The following is a 17,174-nucleotide window of genomic DNA, read 5'->3' as shown; positions in this document are numbered from 1 at the left end:
TTACTCAAGACACTCGTGATCGTAATCGCGTTTATAATTTTGTGCTATAAACTCTTTTACATCTTTAGCCTCTACCAGAGAGTCATCTTTTTGGGCCTCATAAAGCTTTGCTGCCATTCCGGCATTTTTTGCGGCGGTTATTTCTTTCGGGCTCTCTCCTACATAGAGTGACGGGCAACCTTCGGCCTTTCCGATCGCTTTCAAAAACAAAGTTGGTGCAGGTTTCATTTCTTCATTTTTTAATGGCAAAATAATCTGGTCATAATCACCCCAATCAAAAGGGCCAGCATCATCCCATCCTTTGGCGATCACTTCTTTAAGACGCATAAGTTTTTGCTCGTAGGTAAGCCCCCACTCTTCAGGGATATTAGAGATAATCCCTATTTTAAATCCTTCGTGTTTTAAATCTTCAATATACTCTTTTGCTCCTTTCATATACTTGATGTGGTTCATATCGCTGGTGTTAACGATCGTATCCCCTAAATCAAGATACACCCAAGGTCTCTTCTCTCCGGCATAGGTTTTAAAAGCAAACAAACTCATAAATAGAACGTATTTCGAAATCCTTTTCATTTTACTACCCTCCATACTTAAATTATGGAACCGCTACTTTTAAAGTAATCTGATTTAAAGCATCTTTTTATATGAGATTTAATTTTATGATGCCGTTTAAAAATAACAGCATCTCGATGAATTCAATGGCCGCGGAACTTTACCAGCACGAAAACCCAGGATCGGCCTTTTCTTTAAGAGCTAAATTTAAGCCTGTTCAAGAAGCGAAAGTGATCTACCATATGGTTGAAATTATTGGCCTCGAAGGTGGACAAAAAACGAATATGACGGTTTTCCTAAACCCAGAAACTTGTGCCGTTTTGAGTATTGATTAATCACATCTGCTAAATGATGATGGTGTTATGTTGTTATACTCTGATACCATCAAAGCTTTCATCTCCCGCGTCCGCGAAGACGTGCGCGATATTGTAAACAATGAAATGTCACTAAAAATGGACCGCAGCCGCGTCCTCCATAAAGGCATCCTCTATCCCCTTAACATCGTCGTTTTTGAAGACAACTCACGCTTAGGTTATTTCGATTCGAGAACCTATGAGTTAGGGCTTTCTAAAAAACTAATGTACACGGCCCACGACCGCGTTTTAAAAAACGTGATCCGCCATGAGCTTGCCCATTTTTGGGCCTATATCATTCATGGCCCTCAGGTCATGCACGGGGAAGAATTCAAGGCCATCTGCAGAAGCTTCAATTGGGATCAAGATGTTGAGCGTGCTTACTCTAACGTTCAAATTGAAAATGATAAAATCGAAGGCGATTTAAAAACCCAAAAGCTTTTGGAGCGCTTAAAAAAGCTTCTCGCTTTATCCAGCAGTGACAACCCTCATGAAAGGGAGCTTGCCACTTTAAAGGCCAATCAGCTTCTTTTAGAGCACAACCTGGATATGACCCGCACTCAGAGTAAAGAAGATGAGACGGTTTATGTAAAACGCGTATTGGAAGCTTCCCGCAAGCAAACGAAACACGTGGCAATCTATGAAATCCTAAAAACCTTTTTCGTCTCTCCCGTTTTTAACCACGGCAGAGGGATTTTTTACCTGGAAGTTATCGGCGATAAGACCAGTGTCGAGTTGGCCGAGTACGTCGCTCATTTCTTAGACCACGAACTGGAAGCTATGTGGAAAGATGTGAAAAAGAAAAACCCGACTTTTAAAAGTATTGCCGCTAAAAACTCTTTCATGCGTGGAGTTTCTAAAGGTTATGTAGAAAAGATTGAAGACCAGAAGAAAAAATCGGCGCAGAGTTTTGAGCTCGCTCTCATCGAAAAAAACCTGGCCCATAAACTTCATACTGTTTACTCACGCATCGGGCACTCTTCAATGAGCGCCGGCACCCATCATTCAGGGGCCAATGCCGCAGGGATTGAGTCGGGTCGAAACCTCTCGATTAAACCGGGGATTTCGGCCGGTAAATCGGGAAAAACACTACTATTGTCTTAACTCTTCTTTTATCTGCCAGTGCGGCCCACGCCATTTCAGATGAAAAACTAATCACTAAATGTGCACCTATGGCCTACTTGAAAATTTTAGGTCGCTCTAAAGAATTAAAATGTCCTTTAATCAAAGACACCTTTGCTGCCATTAATATCGATAACAGAACACTTAATCCGTACAAGTATGTTATGTACCAGGCGGACACTGAGTGCCAGGACGTTCCAACAATTACCGCCATTACTCAATACAGCGCTACTAAAAAAGATTGTTACTAATAACGGAGACATTATGAAGAAGATTTTAGCGACAACCCTTCTTGTTTCTTTTCTTTCGACTTCAGTGATGGCCGGAGAATTTATCAGAAAACATGGTGAAGCTTTGGGAATGAGCTATATTGGCGCTTCTATTTTCCTGGGAGTTTATGCCACGACAGAACCGGACGTTGGTATGGTGGTTGGTGTCTCGACACTGGCGAGTGTAACGAAAAAAGAAATTGAGTCGAGCAAAAGAGAAGCTGCCGAGTCTATTTTAAATTAAAACTTCAGGCCCTGCTTAAAGTGCAGGGCCTTTCACTTCCATTCCAAAGTGCTTAAGCGCAATCTCAGAAAGATAACTCTTCCCTTCCTTGCAAAAAACCAGTCCAAAAAGTTGGCGTTTATTCAAGTACTCGATGCCTTCTTTTTTTGAAAGATTCATCAAAATAGTCGCTGAGGTATCCGCAGTGATAGCATTATCAGCAAGCACTGTACTACCTATAATTTCCCGGGCCGACATCCCGGTTTGCGGATGAATAATGTGATTGTTAAATCGGTCTCCACCTACATTGTGAACATAACCACCAGATGAGGCAACAGCGCCATTATGTAGTTGAATCACTCCCACTGCTTTTTTTGGGTCCGAAGAAAGAGGATTGCGAATACCAACTCTCCACGAGCGAGGAGCTGTCTGTTCTGCGGCCACTCGGATATCACCAGAGCCATTGATATAAAAATTAACCAAACCGCGTTTTTTAAAAAGGTCATAGACTCTATCAACAGCATAACCTTTACCAATTCCACCAAGGCCGATTCTCATTTGAGAAAAAGGAAGAAAGACACTTTTCTTTTTTTCATCTAGCTTAATGAGCCGGTAATCAATATATTTCAAATGCTCTTTAATAAACTCTTCGCTTAGGGCTTTCCCTTCGTCCTTGTGCGCTCTCCACCAGTGCCCGATTGAAGCAAAGCTGATATCAAAAACACCATTAGAATTTTCTGAGACCTCATGTGATTTTTTAATTAACCCAAAAGTCTCTTCATCTATGTCAACAGGCCCCACTCCGGCCATAGTGTTAATACGGCTGAAATAACTTTCTTTGAAGTCTGTAAACTTCTCTTCAATTCTTTTGACTTCCAGGTAAGCTTCATCAAAAAGCGTATAAACATCTTCACGGGATAAAAATGACTGGGGAAAGCACAGAAACTGAAACTCTCCCCCCATCACTTGGTAAGTTTTTTGGCAAGTTACCTGGTTCATAGGCTCGTCGGAGGAACCACATCGCGATAAATCACATTCATGTCTTTATCCACCACAATAGTCACCGGCAATGAATCCACACCCAGGCTTTTAGAAAATGAGCGGTCTTCATCTTTTAACATTGTATAACTGAACTTATACTTTCGTTGAAATCGATCGATCAAGTTGTCTTTTTCTCCCGCATTCACTGAGACGAAAGTTACACTGTCGCCGTACTTTTCTTTTAAGGCCTCCAGTTTTGGCAGCTCATGAATGCACGATGTGCACCAAGTGGCCCAAAAATTAAGCAGGACTTTTTTCTTCTTCACTTCTTCCTGTAAATGAAATTTTTCGCTCTTTTGATGAATCGGAAGAGTGAAATCCTTCATCTTTTCCGCTTGAGCATTTAGAGAAAAAAGCAATAGAGCTGCTATTAACACTTTCATTATGACTCCTTAAAATGAAACACTCAATGACGTTTGTAAATAAGCATACGAAAGCCCAGTGTTTCTTTTTCCATAAGTCGCTCCTGTCGCCCATTCAGAGTCGGCCAGGTTCATTCCAAACACCTTTAAATCTCCCAGGAGATGCGAGTACATAACTGAAGGCTCTAATGAAGTAAACTTACTCATATCAGAATCACTCGTCATAAATCGCTCTTGTGTCCCGAAGCCATCTTTATAATAATCCACGGCCGTTTGAGAATGCACCCTCATGGCAAACTCTAAGAAGTCCTGGTCATCACGCAAAGAAAACAAATAAGCAGCGCGAGCAGTGTGTGCCCTTGATCCCCAGTCATCAAAGTAATTGCGATAACTCACATGAAAGGACATCTCTTCACCAACAGCATGCACCCATTTAGCAGAAAAGGCCGTTCTCTCTCTTCTTCCCGGAAGCGCTTCGAGTTCACGAGTCCCATTGATATTGACTGTTCCTGCCGTTGACTCAAGTCGCCCTTGTGAATTAGCGTAAGTCGCATCAAATTCAACAATGTCACTTCTCGTTAGGATTTGTGATCCTCCTAAACTAATGGCATAAATATCGCGGTCGTGTTTTTTGTTCATCACCGCACTTTGTGGTGGTGTGATATCCTGGAAAAGGCCCACAGTATCGGCGTAGTACTGTAGCCCAAGTCCGATAGTGAAGTTGTCATTCTTAAATGAATGAGCGTAATCCAATGAGATATTTTTTGAAGTGTAGTCATACTCGCTGGAGAATCCAAGATTCATTCCATAAGTGGCCTTCCCTGATTCTCTGCGAACTCCAATATTAGGAGCGACGCGCGCCTGCCCTTTTTTCCCCTCACCACTGGCCCCTGTATTTCCATCTAAAATAGTGTCGGATTCAGCAGTCCATGTATCGAGAACGAAGCTGGCGTTGATTTCAGTGTCTTCAGTAATCTGGTGTTTGACAAAAATTTGCGGTTCAATCACTCGAACATCTTCATTTCCCGAGTTATCCAAAACCTGCTTTCCTGTCTTGCTATTTTGTGAGTAGAAGTTAAAGAGTGTTTTAACTTTAGTTTTTCCTTTCACCATCATTTCAGCAAAAGCGTTAGAAAGACCTACAATAAAAATAAGCAGCGATAAAAAGAAGCGCTGAAGCTTAGTTGCACCCACAACCACCTCCTACTGCTTTTCCTCCACCGATGGCCCCTTCTCTAAAGGCCCTTACTTCGTCCTGAAAGACTGTCTCTTCTGGATGAGGATCAAGTTGCATAATTCTTTTAGCAAGCAAACCGCGATCTATCTGATCGACGTTCGCACAAGACGTCAGAGCACTCAGCAATGACAAGATGATAAGCACGCGCATGAAAAACTCCCTTTTTTCTTTTCCATTCTATTGTTGGCCCGGAAAAGACAAAAGACAATCCATCAAGACAATTTTTTACTTAATATAAGGCTTCCACTCTCGTGTCAGGTAAGAAATCTCAACAAAGTCGATTTTGCCAAACAAGCAGCGCTCAGCACTTTGCCAAAGACCATCCATAGAGAATGAAAACTCAAAAATCTGCGGCACTCCACCAAGCTCCTGACAAAGCTTAAACCCAGGTGAGCCAATGTTTGAGCGGTAATCTTTAATGACTAGTTCACTCTTATATTTCTTTAGGATGTCACATTTATCGTTTGCACAGCTTGCAGAAAGATAAAAAAGCATATTGTCCGGTGTCTTTTTCTGACAGAGCTCAGCTTTTTCATAAACTGGCTTCTTATCGAAGATGTAGCGAATACTCGCCTTCTTACAAACATCGGCGGCTGCTGAAAATGAAACAAGATTGATTATAATTAACAGCATCTTCATTTCAGGTAAGTCACTCCACTAATCGATTGCTTAAGTTTCGATTCAGAAACCCAGAAATGCCCACTATAGCGACAGCCATTACTGTCGCAATTTTTATGACAGCTCAGTCCTTCACCTTCATTTTGTTCGCAGTTTTTCCCCCAGCTGTTTCGCAGGAGATACTCACAAGATCCACTTTCAGGATTCGTTCTTCTTCCTACAACAATAGATCCATGGTCTCCGGTTCCTTCTTCGCCATTAACCTTATTGTAGTCATAGCCCACTCCGATAATCTCACCATTTGAGATCTGATCATTAATCGTTTTCATCAGAGCATCGACCGGGGAGCGCGAAGTAAATTGGCTGACAACCTCAGCGCGGTAGCCTTTGAAGCTCAGCTCTTTACATTGATTGTCGTATAAGGCCTCGACCAATTTTTTTGCCCCAAAACGGTTGGTGTGATTGCGGATAAAATTAACATCGACACCAGGAAAGGCACTCTTGATATCGCTTCCGAAACAATTACTGGTCAGGTCCTGCTCAATTCTTTTTTCTCTGGCAGAACTCAAAAGATTATTTAAAAAATCGCTATAGTTGCTATCTGTGCAAAACTTAAAATCGTTAGAAGGCAAGTCATCCTCTAAACACAGACCATTTTTCTTAGCGAGATAATTATCAATACTCCGTTTAATGTCTCCACCCTTGGCCGATTCAAGAGTCTTGATATCCTGTTCGATTTCTTGTCCGGAATTGTATAAACTCACCGCCGAAATTCTTTTTTTCAAGCGGTAACTTAAAAGATCAGCTGCCGTGTAGGCGTAACACCACCCGACTGTGTCCTGATTCCTAACATTGTCTAAGTTCACAGCTTCATTTTGATTAATTTTATCTGCACACTTTTTGCCGCTAATAACTGGCTTTACCACTATTTCATTTTTTTTCGGAGGAACGACAATGTCTTCGTAGACTTTGTTATTGACAACGACTTTACCAGCAGGCTGGTTGAAGACATCTTCAAAGTCATATTTGTATTTTTTACTTTTTCCTGTGAGAAAATCGTACTCGCTCGAAAGGTCCTTTCCACTTTCTTCTTTTATCCCAAACTTCATGTACTTCTGAATAGTCTCAATGCGCTTTTCTTTAACACTTTGTCGAATATCATTTGTTTCAAGAATGGCATTTGCAGAACACTCTTGTCCGGCAATTTGCGATTTAAACTGAGAATAGATTCCTGAGAAGGCCCTCACATCATCGTAGGCCATTAAACGTTTGCTGGTATAAGCTTCTGAAGCGACTTGAAATTCTAAAACGGCATCGTCACAAACATCGGCACGAGCCTCTGAGAGGACGACGATGAAAGCGCAAAGAATATAGACTAAGACCCTCGTGGTCTCTCTTAGGTTTGCCATCTCAACAATTATAGCTGAGGGAGAAATTTTTTAAACTTGTTTTACACTAATTTTTGATCTGGCCCAAAGACCCATTTGTGCTGTTGACCGATCACGCGGAAAAATCCGCCGTTTTCTTCGTTCCAGCTTAAGACATTTTGGAAGCGCTCCATTGGGAATTTCTCTCCCAGGCTATAACATGGAGTCAGAACCCATGGAAAAGAAAGAGAGCTTTCTGTTGTTGCCAGAGATTTGAAAGCATCAAGAGTCGATTCAAAATCTACTCTGTCAGCGATAACTGATTTTAACTGAAACTTCGCTCCGTACTGAGCGTTCATTTTTTGGATGTTCTTAAGGGGAGTTTTTACCCCTGTTGAAGGCGTTTTATAGTCAAAACTAATGTAGTCAACTAAGTCAAAAATCTCGTCAACAACACGTGTTCCGGCCGCTTCAATATTCACGTAATACTTTCTTTCTTTAAGTGCTTTAACTAAAGCTAGAACGTGAGGCACATGACTTGGGTGAAGTGGATCTCCCCCTGTAATTGAAACGTTTTTAATCGTTCCGTTAAAGCCTTCAGCGTGAACTCTCGCCAGAATCTCTTCCAGGTCAATTCCCGCTTCTTTATCGAAGTCCCAGGTGTCCTTTGAATCACAGTTCAGACATCCTACCGTACAGCCCTGGTAGCGAACGAAGATTTGCGGGCGTCCTAAAAAGACTCCTTCTCCTTCGGTAGCGCGGTAAATAGAATTTATGAGGTGATTTCCATTCATATGTAATTTGTCTTTTTACAGGGGGGGCCTATAGGCGTCAAATGATACCTTTGGGAGTAAGTACTTTTTTCAGCCTCTCCCCCTAAAATAGTGATAAAATACGTATATATGAACCAAAAATATCAAGAATTATACCGAGAAACTATTGAGAAACTACGCCAGGGGCACCGCCCTCAGATCAAGCTCACCCCAGAGCTTCTGACAGACCTTAAGGGCGAATGGGAAAAGATCCTCGCCGAGGGAACTGATAAGGCCCTGCAAAGCGAGACTTTAAAGAAAATACTCTGCATCCTGGATAACTCACAAAATTCGACTGCTGAGTTTAATGAACTCTTCATTAAGACTCTTAAAAATATCAAAGACCACGAACTCATCGTCTACGCTTTATCGGCTTCACAAAAGCACGTGGTCGCTGAAAGTTTAAAAACTGGAACGATGATTTCTTTTGAATATTTTGAAGTGTTAAAAAATTTAATCAAAGACAAAAACCCTGAAGTCAAAGAATGGGCCCTAAGAACCATTGAGTCTCTTGGACCAATGAGTTTGCGCTTAAAAAACGAAGTGCTGGCCGCAAAACCAGGACTGATGAAACTTTTTGATAAACACCAGAAGGCGAGTTCTCAAATCATTGAGTATCTCGAAAACGAATGGAAGCGAATGAAGTTATGAGCCGCTATAACGACGAAGAAGTTAGAAAGTTCTTACAAAAACATCATGATCCACAGTCGCAGCTGGAGAAGTTAAAAACATACACCAACGCTGCGACCACGCCTCTTTTTGAAACTGATTACCACGAAACTTATAAGGTCAATATCATCCCGGATAAAGCTATCGCGCCTGCGATGTTCATTCCAGATAAACTCGATCCAAAAAAATTCCGCGCGCATCCAACGACAATTCGTGCGATGAGAAAAGATCTCTTTATGGGTGGAGAAGACTTTGTTGACTTAGAGTGTCTCATCACTTGCGCATCATGCAAGACGGAAGTCGACCTGCAATTCTGGCACTTTTGCCCATACTGCGAAGCCTCTTTTCCGAGCGGAATCAAATAAATTCTATCAAAGATGTTAAGCTTTGTTAGATTTTAGTAATTTACTAGATTGCTCCCCTATCTGTATCTTCAATTTCCAGAATACTGTTCTTTTAAATGTTTGCCGCCGCAAAATATCATTGAGGATGAATGCGGTTATTTTTCAGGAGTAAGAATGAAAAGAGAGAATGCTTATCTGTCAGACAAACAAATTGCTATTTTAAAAGATAAACTATTATCGGAAAAAGAACGCATCGCGAATAAGAAACTTGAGCAAGAATCATATCAGCTTGATAGAAACGAGCTGTCTGATCCTCTTGATGAAGCAAGTGTTAACACACAAACTTCTCACGACATTCGTTTCATTAACCGCGAAAACTTCTACCTAAAGAAGATCAATAAATCTCTGGATGCTATGAACCGCGGGACTTACGGTCTATGCGAAGAGTGTGATGCTGAGATTGGATTTGAAAGATTAAATGCTCGCCTTACAGCTGAACTTTGTATCGCTTGTAAAGAAGAAGCAGAAATGGCAGAAAACAACAATTTCTTCGACAAAAAATCTAAATCTCTTGGACGTGCTCTTCACGACACTACAAGATAAGAAACACACAAAACAATTATTCTTTTAAGGATGCGACTCTTTTGGGTCGCATTTTTATTTTAGCGGGGCCGCTTCGCCCACTGGGTGCTGATAGAAATTCAGTTCGACGTATTTGAGATTGTGTTTTTTTAATTCATCCATCGCCGCGTACTCTTTCCCATGAAACTCATCTTTTAAAACAACTTTCATCGTTGTCCCGGAAATGACAGAGACAGATTTTATCATGCTATGGAATTGTTCTGATTCAAGTAACTGCTTTTGATCAATTGATTTTAAACCAACAACCAACTCCCCCCACTTGTAGCCGTCGCACAGCTCATTTTTTGTTTGCTCTAATCCACCCATTGACCTGATTTGCAGTTTTCCTTTATTAAGTTTTAACCACAGACAGACAGGACGATTGTTGAATTCAGACTTAACAACTAAACTTGAACCATAACCGCCGCAGTGTAATGTCAGGTCGCTGGTTAAGGCCTTATCTCTTTTTTTGCCATAAAGTAATTCTTCTACCTGGTACTCGATTTCATCGCGAGTTGTGAGGATAGATTCTTTATCGTTAAAGCTAGCAATTCTTAAAGAGTCGCCCTGCTCATACCAACAAGCTCCATCTGAAAGAGACTGCACATTCGCATCTTCTGCCATAACAGAGCCAGCAATCATGAGTCCGATCATCAATTTGGTGAAATGGGAAATTCCCATCACTACATTCCTCTTAAAAGGTTTACTTTAGCAATCCTATCGGTTACTCATGAAATAAGTTTACTTTTTTAGTCCAATAATAAATTTTAAGGGTTTAGGGCCACTTTTTATGCGTGAATTGATCTATATCGTAGTGGAAGCTTTCTACAAAAAGGCCGTCTATGACGTCTTAATTGGCTATCATTTCGAGAAATTCAGGCAACCAGAAGAGCTTGAGAGCCATTTACAGAGGATTGCGACTTTCTGGGAAATGCAACTCACAGGAGCGATCACAAGGCCTTTAGAAGGCCCACAATTCAGGCTGATGATGACTCACTTTCAGCTGGGGCTTAAGCGCGGTGAGCTTGGAAGGTGGGTGGTTTTATTTCATCAGACGCTGGATGAATTAGAACAACAATTCAAAGAACAGGCCCCACCAGAAGAGCTTGCAGAAATTCAGTTAATCACCAGTGAATGGAAAAAAAGAATCGCTTTTTTCAAAGAGCGTTTTGAAGCTAATCCGCAAATGTTCAATTAGAAAAACTTTAGTGACCGGCAGGTGCCTGGCCGTGACCATGCTCTTCTTTAGGAATATTCACAGGCGTTCTTTGAACTCTGCGCTTTGGATTGGCCGCATGGAATTTCACGATCATTAAATCTTCTAAGATCGGCTCCCCTTCAACTTTATCAAAAAGCCAGTTGCGGGAGTAATATTGATTCAGTCTTAGGGCCTCTTCACGGGCCTGTTTTTCAGTTTCAAATTCAACCACGGCAAAACTTAGGCGCTGATAGACCATAGGCCTAGAATTGACTCTATTAACTCCAGGAGCGTAGTCTTCAAACTTGATAGCATTGGCCGCGTCTTTGTCAACTGCGGCCCCAGTTGTATCCAGAATAAGGTTGAACTCTTCCAGCGTGTATTTTAGATCAGGAGCTTCTTTCTTTTTGGAACAACCAAAAACTAAAAAGGCCCCTAAAAATAAAACCGCTAGTTTTAATTTCATTATCTTGATGATCTCGTCGTTTTCTTCGCTGCTGGTTTCCCCGTGCGCTTATAGCGAGGAGTGTTGACGTTTTTAACAGTCTTAGCGTGGCGTTTTTCACCTGGTTTTTTCTTAGTGAAAACTTTCTTCTTAAGTTCATCAAGCTGCTTTTTCTTCTTATCAAGTTTTGTTTCAACAGCTTTAGCTTTAATCGCCTTAACAGCAGAGAATTTCTTCTCATCAAAAGCAGTTAAACGAATCGCCGATTGATTTTTAATCGCTTCGTTAATACGCGTGATAATGTTCATATCTTTTGGTGTCACCAGGTTGTAAGCAAAACCTTCAGCCTGTCTTCTTCCTACGCGACCACAACGGTGGATGTAGTACACAGCTTCAAATGGCAGATCGAAGTTCATAACCCAAACCAGGTCCTCAATATCCATTCCGCGGGCAGTGATGTCTGTTGAAATCAGCACTCCACCTTCTTTTAGGAATTGATCGTAAGCTTTCTTTCTGGCCTTCGCTTCCATTTCTCCGTGAAGTGCATGGAACTTCATCTTCGGGAATTTCTCCGGAAGCTGAGAGTAAAGCGAATTAACCGTATCGTGCTTGTTAACGAAGATAATCCCGCGACCTTGGGCCTGATTCTTTAAAAAGGCTTCAGTCATTTTCAGTTTTTCTTCGTCTTTTAGGTAAATGTTAAATGTGCGCACTGACTGAGTCAGTTTGTTTTTGTCTTCGCTGTTATAGCTGGCGAAATCAATTTCAGAAAAAATTGTGCGGCAGAATTCATCAAGGCTTGATGAGTGAGTCGCACTGAAAAGTCCGACGTGCACTAAAGTGTCATCACAAGACTTGTAGATATTTTCCAGGTCACGACGAAAGCCCATTTCTAAAAGCTGGTCTGCTTCGTCCATGATCAGGTAGTTTGTTTCTTTAAGGTTTAGTTCTTTTCTTTTAAGAGCGTTACTTAAGCGCCCTGGAGTCGCGATTAAAATATCGATGTTGTCGCGTGAAAGAAGATGGTTTGCTTTAGCAGCTTCCCCACCGGCCAGCATACGCACGCGAAGCTTCACATGGTGAGAGACTGATTTAAAAACTTTCTGCAACTGAAGAGCAAGCTCTCTTGTTGGAGCTAAGATAACTGCGCGAGGTTTCCCTTTTGTTTCTTTTGGGTCCCCGACCATTCCGTCTTCTTCGGCCGTTTTTAAAAGCTCACAGATTGGAAGAGCAAAACACAGAGTTTTCCCTGAACCAGTTTTGGCGATAACGTTAACTGATTTGCCCTTGATGAAATCAGGAATAACTAAAGATTGAATGCGCGTAGGCTCTTTAAGTTTATTTTCTGTAGTAAAAGCAAGGACTGAAGGGTGTGATAGGATTTTTTCGAAACTCATGGTTGGACTCATCTGATGCGCGGTAAGCTAGTTAATTTAAAACCAGCTTACCACGTCTAACAGACTATTAAAAGAAAATGCGGAAGTCGATCGAGTGAAGCGCTGTGAGCTTTACGTCCTCGTCAGTGTCCTTAAGTGGCTTTTTAAGCGAGTATTCAAGCTGCATTAACCACAATTTCATTCGTGGAGTCAGGGTTAAATATTGTTTGTCTACCATGGCGCGGAATTCAAGCCCCAGGCGGTCTCCCCAGACGTGGGCCCCTACACTCGTACCGGCGTACATACCGTCAGCAAACCCGTATCCTGATCTCTTGTGGACACCGATAAAAGGCTGAAGAGAAAGAGCGTTTAAACGGTATCTTGCATCAGCATGGAAACGAATTAATGGGTCATAATTATATAAGTGGGCCTTAGAACCTTCTTTTGCATCACCAATTTTGGTTAATTTCAGCTCTTCGATTCCCAAAAATGTTGAATAATTTGAGTTCCTGTAACCAAGACGGTAGTCCACTTGAACAGTTGTCTCTGTGTTCATTTTATCCGGTGTTTCGATCGAATCACCTTTTGCAATCTGAGTCCCCGTAACGAATTGGTAAAGGTCTGCTCTACCCATTCCATAAAGGTTGAAGTTACCAAAGAAGTGTTCTCCGTAAGTGTAGTCGTTGAAGAACCCCGCTTTCGCATCGGCCTTTGCAAAAAGAGTCATTGTCGGATTGTTTCCAACGTTTGGAACAATATATTTTCCTAGTGGCAGGTTATCACAGTAAAGTCTTGCTGCTGTATTGGCCGTCGTGCGGGCAATACAGATAGTCTTGATATCGTTTCCTTGTTCTGAAACCAGGTCAAGATTCAGGATGATTGTCTGAAGTTCTGCTGGAACATCGTCTCTAAATAGATCGAGAAGATCTTGGTTCGTGACTTTTTGGCTTCTAATACCAATATTTGCTCCGACATCAACATACACGCGAAAGTTTGGCGTGAATTTTACATCCCATGCAGAAAATGAAGGAAGCGGAGTTCCTAGTGCTACATTGAGCTTAATTGTCTGTTCAGTCTTATCGTATTTTGTCAGAATGCGGTTGGCTTCATCAATTTTCTCCTGGTCCGTTCCCTGGAACTTTGAAGCCTTGCTGACATCATCAATCACGTCTTGAACGTTTTTATTCGCGGTTGCCCCGATATCAAAGAAAAAATCGTGGCCGATTGGTCTTAACATCGCCTCAGTTTTTAGTTTATCGTCGATAATCTTATAACGTTCAACAACGTCATAAGCTTGGGCCGCAAACGATCCGGCAACCAGGGTACCTAGGGCAAGAGCTCTGATAGGTTTCATTCAAATCTTCCTTGATTGTTCATGATGCACAAAATTGTTATTAGTCTCCATCGTAGTGGGTGCCAAAAAATTGTAAAGTGGATTATGCCCGAGTAAGCCCGTCTGATTATCTTTTGATTGTTAAAGTCCGATATTTTTTGCGATAATTATCTCACTATGACCCAAGAAAAAAACCAATTCCGCCTCGATGTCCGCCTAGATAACAAGCCTCCGATGAAAATCGATGTCGTCGACACCATCACCGTAGGCCTTGATCCCCGATGTGATTTGGTTTTATCTGGAGCAAAAATTAAGAATCGCCACCTGGAATTTATTGCAAAAGGGGAAAATCTTGCACTCGTTTATCTGGGAAATACGAACCAGACTTTTTTAAACTCCCTTCCTCTCGAGGAAGGCAAAACTTATTTACTAGAAATTGATGACCGCATTCAACTTTCAGGCGCTGAAATTATTGTCCGCTCTGAAGTTGTTCTCGTCCATGAAAGCCAGAGAGTAAAACCCATACTTTTTAATTCTCTCGAGGACCTTACTCCTGAGTCTATTCCAGACAAGATCGTTTACGCCGACAACCCAACGGGCTCAATGAGACGAGAAGTCCATGTCAGACCAAATGTCATCGACAGAATTGAAGGGCACTCAGTCATTAATTTGTGGGTCGTTAAACTCTCTTCTCTTGTTTTTGATTTTTTTATCACTTATCTGGTGCTGGCGATTTTACTTCCCATCGTCTTTGCCCAAGACTACGCCATGGTGATCATCGATTATCTTGCCGCTGTCATCTTCCCTCTTAAGACCCATTCATTTTTTAAATTTTTCATTGCCTGGTACTTATTAAGCTTTGCCCAGACATTAGTGTTTGGAACAACTATCGGCCAGTTCCTGCTGGGTCTTCGCCATAAAGGCGAAAACAAATTCGGCAAATTGATTTTCTTTCGCTTAAAAACTTTTTTATTTTCTCTCTTTCTTATTCCGGCACAAAATTCACTAAGCCAGAATTATTTTTTTAAAGGAATAAGAAAAGTTGGAGTTTTCATTGTCCTGCTTTTTATTATCTTCTCTCCTTTTTTCCTTCCTTCACCTTACAACCTACCGATTACTCCCATGGCCGATGAGGTGAACACACACAAAGAATTGCGCACTAGAAGTATTTTTAGTTTCTCTAAGGACCTGCAAGTCAATCTCAACGCTGAACTCTCTCCCCGCTACATGCTTCTTCCTTACGTTGGAGAAGAATCGAAAAAAAGGGCCTTCCAGCTTTTTGATCTAAAGACCAACACCAATGTAGTGATTAGAGAAGTAAGAGACTTTCTCTACAACGACCTCGATGATCAAATGGAGTACGCCAACCCACTTTATAAAACATTTCACCGCCTCCCTTTTAGTGAACTCACAACGAAAGAAAAAAAGGAAATGATTGGAGTGGCCTTAATGTCTTCACCCGGACAGGTGAAATCATTATTCTTAAACTTTGGTCCATTTTTTGGAAGTGCCATCCTCATTAAGGCCCGCTTGATGGAGGGAATCAGCACGAACGAGGCCACATTAAAATTCTATGCTCCACAATCCCCAATGTTTTTTATTGGCAGCACCGGTATTGATTACTATTGCGTCTTCACGCCAATGGGGATCAAGTGCTTTAGCATCGATTCACCTAATAAAGGCGCTTTATCCGCCGTTTTTGAGGAACAGATCTGGAGCAAACTTCTTTCTGAATCAGAAAATACCGTGGTCTTAAACCGCCAAACAGTGGATCTCCTTTTGGCCCAAGACTCTTTTTTACACGGTGACGAGCAAACCTTTTTGACTTATTACGTCGGAGTTGCTAATAACCTCTCTAACGTAAGGATAGTACACGCAGAAATGGACCTGACCGACAGAGCGAAACGAGCTGTCATCAAGAATATCGATGCCGTCATGAAATCTGTGACCAATAAAAACGTTCACAAATCCTTCGCCGACATTAAAAACCAACTCACACCAATGGAAAATCCTGGAGACAAATGATGAGTGAACGCATCCAAGACCAAGTCAAAGAACACTTCAAATTCAAACTAGAGCACGTCGACAAACACTCAAAGGCCCGCGCCGGTGTAATCACGACTCCACACGGAGACATCCCAACTCCCGTTTTCATGCCCGTAGGAACTCACGGAGCGATTAAAGCGCTTCAGCCGCAAGTTCTCGAAGACATGGACACAAAAATTATTCTCTCAAACACTTACCACCTTCACTTAACTCCAGGTTCAGACCTGGTGAAAAAAGCTGGCGGACTTCATAAGTTTATGAACTGGCCTCGTCCCATCCTCACGGACTCGGGAGGATTCCAGGTTTTCTCTCTTCAAAAGAAATCAATCAAAGAAGAAGGCGCAGAATTTAAAGACCAAAAAGGACAAAAAATTCTTCTTTCTCCTGAGACATCAATCACGATTCAACAGAACCTTGGTTCTGACATCATGATGGCCTTCGACGAATGTATTCCTTATCCAGCGACTCGCGAGTACACAAAAAACTCAATGGATAGAACTCACCGTTGGCTTGATCGCTGTATCGAAACTTGGAACAATCCAAAGCAAGCGCTTTTTGGAATCATCCAAGGGTCAACTTACAATGACCTTCGTAAAGAGTGTGTTGACGAACTAGTTAAGCGCGACCTTCCTGGATACGCCATCGGTGGTGTATCAGTTGGTGAAGGTGCCGAGTGGATGGAAAAAATCGTAAGCTTTACAGCTCCTCTTATGCCAGTTGATAAACCTCGCTACGCGATGGGGATCGGTAACCCGGAAGATTTAATCATGTTATGGGAAAACGGAATTGATATGAGTGACTGTATCATTCCTACTAAGTTTGCCCGTGGAGGAACTCTGTTTACTTCTCGCGGGAAGATCAGAATCCGTCACAGAAACTACCGCCGTGACTTTTATCCAATTGACCACAGCTGTTCTTGTTACACTTGTAAGAATTTCTCTCGTGCTTATATTAAGCACCTTTTTGATTCAAACGAGATCTTAGGACAGGTTCTAGCGACAACTCACAATATTGCTTATTACAAGTCGCTTGCTGAAGGTGCGAGAAAAGCGATCCTTGAAGACCGCTTCCTGGATTTCAAAAAAGAATTCTTCGCTAACTACAAAAAAGACGATTCAAAAGATGATGATATGGGTGGAGAGGATTAGTCCTCTCCCCTTTTTTTAACCTTTCCATAATCTTCCCA

22 protein-coding genes are annotated in these 17,174 nt (G+C 41.8%); 10 read left to right on the top strand and 12 right to left on the bottom strand.

Going from position 1 to position 17,174, the window contains the following annotated elements:
- Positions 1 to 573 (bottom strand): HAD family hydrolase, encoded by a 573-nt coding sequence (locus ACN20O_RS15775; RefSeq protein WP_491634960.1) that lies wholly within the window; start codon positions 571 to 573, stop codon positions 1 to 3.
- A 71-nt stretch (positions 574 to 644) separates the two neighbouring features.
- Here ACN20O_RS15775 and ACN20O_RS15770 point away from each other — a divergent pair, with 71 nt between their 5' ends.
- The 4 genes from ACN20O_RS15770 (at position 645) to ACN20O_RS15755 (ending at position 2,540) form a co-directional block, all read left to right on the top strand.
- The gene (locus ACN20O_RS15770; protein WP_491634958.1) at positions 645 to 887 is read left to right on the top strand and encodes a hypothetical protein; all 243 of its coding nucleotides are present in this window, start codon (positions 645 to 647) and stop codon (positions 885 to 887) included.
- Between the two features lie 27 nt (positions 888 to 914).
- Positions 915 to 2,009 (top strand): SprT-like domain-containing protein, encoded by a 1,095-nt coding sequence (locus tag ACN20O_RS15765; protein WP_491634956.1) that lies wholly within the window; start codon positions 915 to 917, stop codon positions 2,007 to 2,009.
- Positions 2,010 to 2,077: 68 nt separating this feature from the next.
- Positions 2,078 to 2,278 (top strand): hypothetical protein, encoded by a 201-nt coding sequence (locus ACN20O_RS15760; protein WP_491634954.1) that lies wholly within the window; start codon positions 2,078 to 2,080, stop codon positions 2,276 to 2,278.
- A gap of 13 nt (positions 2,279 to 2,291) precedes the next feature.
- On the top strand, positions 2,292 to 2,540 hold the full coding sequence (locus ACN20O_RS15755) for a hypothetical protein (protein ID WP_491634952.1): 249 nt from the start codon (positions 2,292 to 2,294) through the stop codon (positions 2,538 to 2,540).
- Positions 2,541 to 2,555: 15 nt separating this feature from the next.
- Here the strand turns inward: ACN20O_RS15755 and ACN20O_RS15750 are convergent, their stop codons facing one another.
- The 7 genes from ACN20O_RS15750 to ACN20O_RS15720 form a co-directional block, all read right to left on the bottom strand.
- On the bottom strand, positions 2,556 to 3,518 hold the full coding sequence (locus tag ACN20O_RS15750) for an FAD:protein FMN transferase (RefSeq protein ID WP_491634950.1): 963 nt from the start codon (positions 3,516 to 3,518) through the stop codon (positions 2,556 to 2,558).
- Positions 3,515 to 3,943 (bottom strand): TlpA family protein disulfide reductase, encoded by a 429-nt coding sequence (locus tag ACN20O_RS15745; RefSeq protein WP_491634948.1) that lies wholly within the window; start codon positions 3,941 to 3,943, stop codon positions 3,515 to 3,517. The genes ACN20O_RS15750 and ACN20O_RS15745 overlap by 4 nt, the downstream gene beginning before the upstream one ends.
- Before the next feature lie 9 nt (positions 3,944 to 3,952).
- Positions 3,953 to 5,116 (bottom strand): DUF3570 domain-containing protein, encoded by a 1,164-nt coding sequence (locus ACN20O_RS15740; RefSeq protein WP_102243303.1) that lies wholly within the window; start codon positions 5,114 to 5,116, stop codon positions 3,953 to 3,955.
- Positions 5,103 to 5,309 carry a DUF4266 domain-containing protein gene (locus ACN20O_RS15735; protein WP_102243302.1) on the bottom strand — a complete coding sequence of 69 codons (207 nt, stop codon included), beginning with the start codon at positions 5,307 to 5,309 and terminating at the stop codon, positions 5,103 to 5,105. Before ACN20O_RS15735 ends, ACN20O_RS15740 begins: the two co-directional genes overlap by 14 nt.
- A gap of 75 nt (positions 5,310 to 5,384) precedes the next feature.
- Positions 5,385 to 5,798 carry a hypothetical protein gene (locus tag ACN20O_RS15730; RefSeq protein ID WP_491634945.1) on the bottom strand — a complete coding sequence of 138 codons (414 nt, stop codon included), beginning with the start codon at positions 5,796 to 5,798 and terminating at the stop codon, positions 5,385 to 5,387.
- A complete protein-coding gene (locus ACN20O_RS15725) occupies positions 5,795 to 7,186 on the bottom strand; it encodes a C1 family peptidase (RefSeq protein WP_491634943.1) in 1,392 nt (463 codons plus the stop codon). The genes ACN20O_RS15730 and ACN20O_RS15725 overlap by 4 nt, the downstream gene beginning before the upstream one ends.
- A gap of 41 nt (positions 7,187 to 7,227) precedes the next feature.
- Positions 7,228 to 7,938: a radical SAM protein gene (locus ACN20O_RS15720; protein WP_491634941.1), complete on the bottom strand. Its 711-nt coding sequence runs from the start codon at positions 7,936 to 7,938 to the stop codon at positions 7,228 to 7,230.
- Positions 7,939 to 8,046: 108 nt separating this feature from the next.
- On the opposite strand from ACN20O_RS15720, the gene ACN20O_RS15715 reads away from it, so the two are divergent.
- The 3 genes from ACN20O_RS15715 (at position 8,047) to ACN20O_RS15705 (ending at position 9,572) form a co-directional block, all read left to right on the top strand.
- Complete coding sequence (locus tag ACN20O_RS15715) at positions 8,047 to 8,607, top strand: hypothetical protein (protein ID WP_491634939.1); 561 nt, start codon at positions 8,047 to 8,049, stop codon at positions 8,605 to 8,607.
- Positions 8,604 to 8,990, top strand: coding sequence for a hypothetical protein (locus ACN20O_RS15710; protein WP_491634937.1), 387 nt, complete (start codon positions 8,604 to 8,606; stop codon positions 8,988 to 8,990). Before ACN20O_RS15715 ends, ACN20O_RS15710 begins: the two co-directional genes overlap by 4 nt.
- Before the next feature lie 153 nt (positions 8,991 to 9,143).
- Positions 9,144 to 9,572: a TraR/DksA family transcriptional regulator gene (locus ACN20O_RS15705; RefSeq protein WP_102243296.1), complete on the top strand. Its 429-nt coding sequence runs from the start codon at positions 9,144 to 9,146 to the stop codon at positions 9,570 to 9,572.
- Between the two features lie 54 nt (positions 9,573 to 9,626).
- Here the strand turns inward: ACN20O_RS15705 and ACN20O_RS15700 are convergent, their stop codons facing one another.
- Positions 9,627 to 10,271, bottom strand: coding sequence for a hypothetical protein (locus ACN20O_RS15700; RefSeq protein ID WP_491634935.1), 645 nt, complete (start codon positions 10,269 to 10,271; stop codon positions 9,627 to 9,629).
- Between the two features lie 109 nt (positions 10,272 to 10,380).
- On the opposite strand from ACN20O_RS15700, the gene ACN20O_RS15695 reads away from it, so the two are divergent.
- Entirely contained in the window at positions 10,381 to 10,788 is a 408-nt protein-coding gene (locus ACN20O_RS15695) for a globin family protein (protein ID WP_491634933.1), read from the top strand.
- A gap of 7 nt (positions 10,789 to 10,795) precedes the next feature.
- Here ACN20O_RS15695 and ACN20O_RS15690 read toward each other — a convergent pair whose 3' ends face one another.
- The 3 genes from ACN20O_RS15690 to ACN20O_RS15680 form a co-directional block, all read right to left on the bottom strand.
- The gene (locus ACN20O_RS15690; protein WP_491634931.1) at positions 10,796 to 11,254 is read right to left on the bottom strand and encodes a hypothetical protein; all 459 of its coding nucleotides are present in this window, start codon (positions 11,252 to 11,254) and stop codon (positions 10,796 to 10,798) included.
- On the bottom strand, positions 11,254 to 12,630 hold the full coding sequence (locus ACN20O_RS15685) for a DEAD/DEAH box helicase (RefSeq protein ID WP_491634929.1): 1,377 nt from the start codon (positions 12,628 to 12,630) through the stop codon (positions 11,254 to 11,256). Before ACN20O_RS15685 ends, ACN20O_RS15690 begins: the two co-directional genes overlap by 1 nt.
- Before the next feature lie 67 nt (positions 12,631 to 12,697).
- Positions 12,698 to 13,963 carry a hypothetical protein gene (locus ACN20O_RS15680; protein WP_491634927.1) on the bottom strand — a complete coding sequence of 422 codons (1,266 nt, stop codon included), beginning with the start codon at positions 13,961 to 13,963 and terminating at the stop codon, positions 12,698 to 12,700.
- Positions 13,964 to 14,119: 156 nt separating this feature from the next.
- Between ACN20O_RS15680 and ACN20O_RS15675 the strand changes: the two genes are divergently transcribed.
- A complete protein-coding gene (locus tag ACN20O_RS15675) occupies positions 14,120 to 15,967 on the top strand; it encodes an FHA domain-containing protein (protein WP_491634925.1) in 1,848 nt (615 codons plus the stop codon).
- A complete protein-coding gene (gene tgt / locus ACN20O_RS15670) occupies positions 15,967 to 17,136 on the top strand; it encodes a tRNA guanosine(34) transglycosylase Tgt (protein ID WP_491634923.1) in 1,170 nt (389 codons plus the stop codon). Before ACN20O_RS15675 ends, tgt begins: the two co-directional genes overlap by 1 nt.
- Positions 17,137 to 17,174: the final 38 nt, after the last annotated feature.

The organism is Bacteriovorax sp. As-1 (assembly GCF_058446905.1).
The sequence above is the reverse complement of the archived record's forward strand: the minus strand, read 5'-3'. Positions and strand labels throughout refer to the sequence as shown.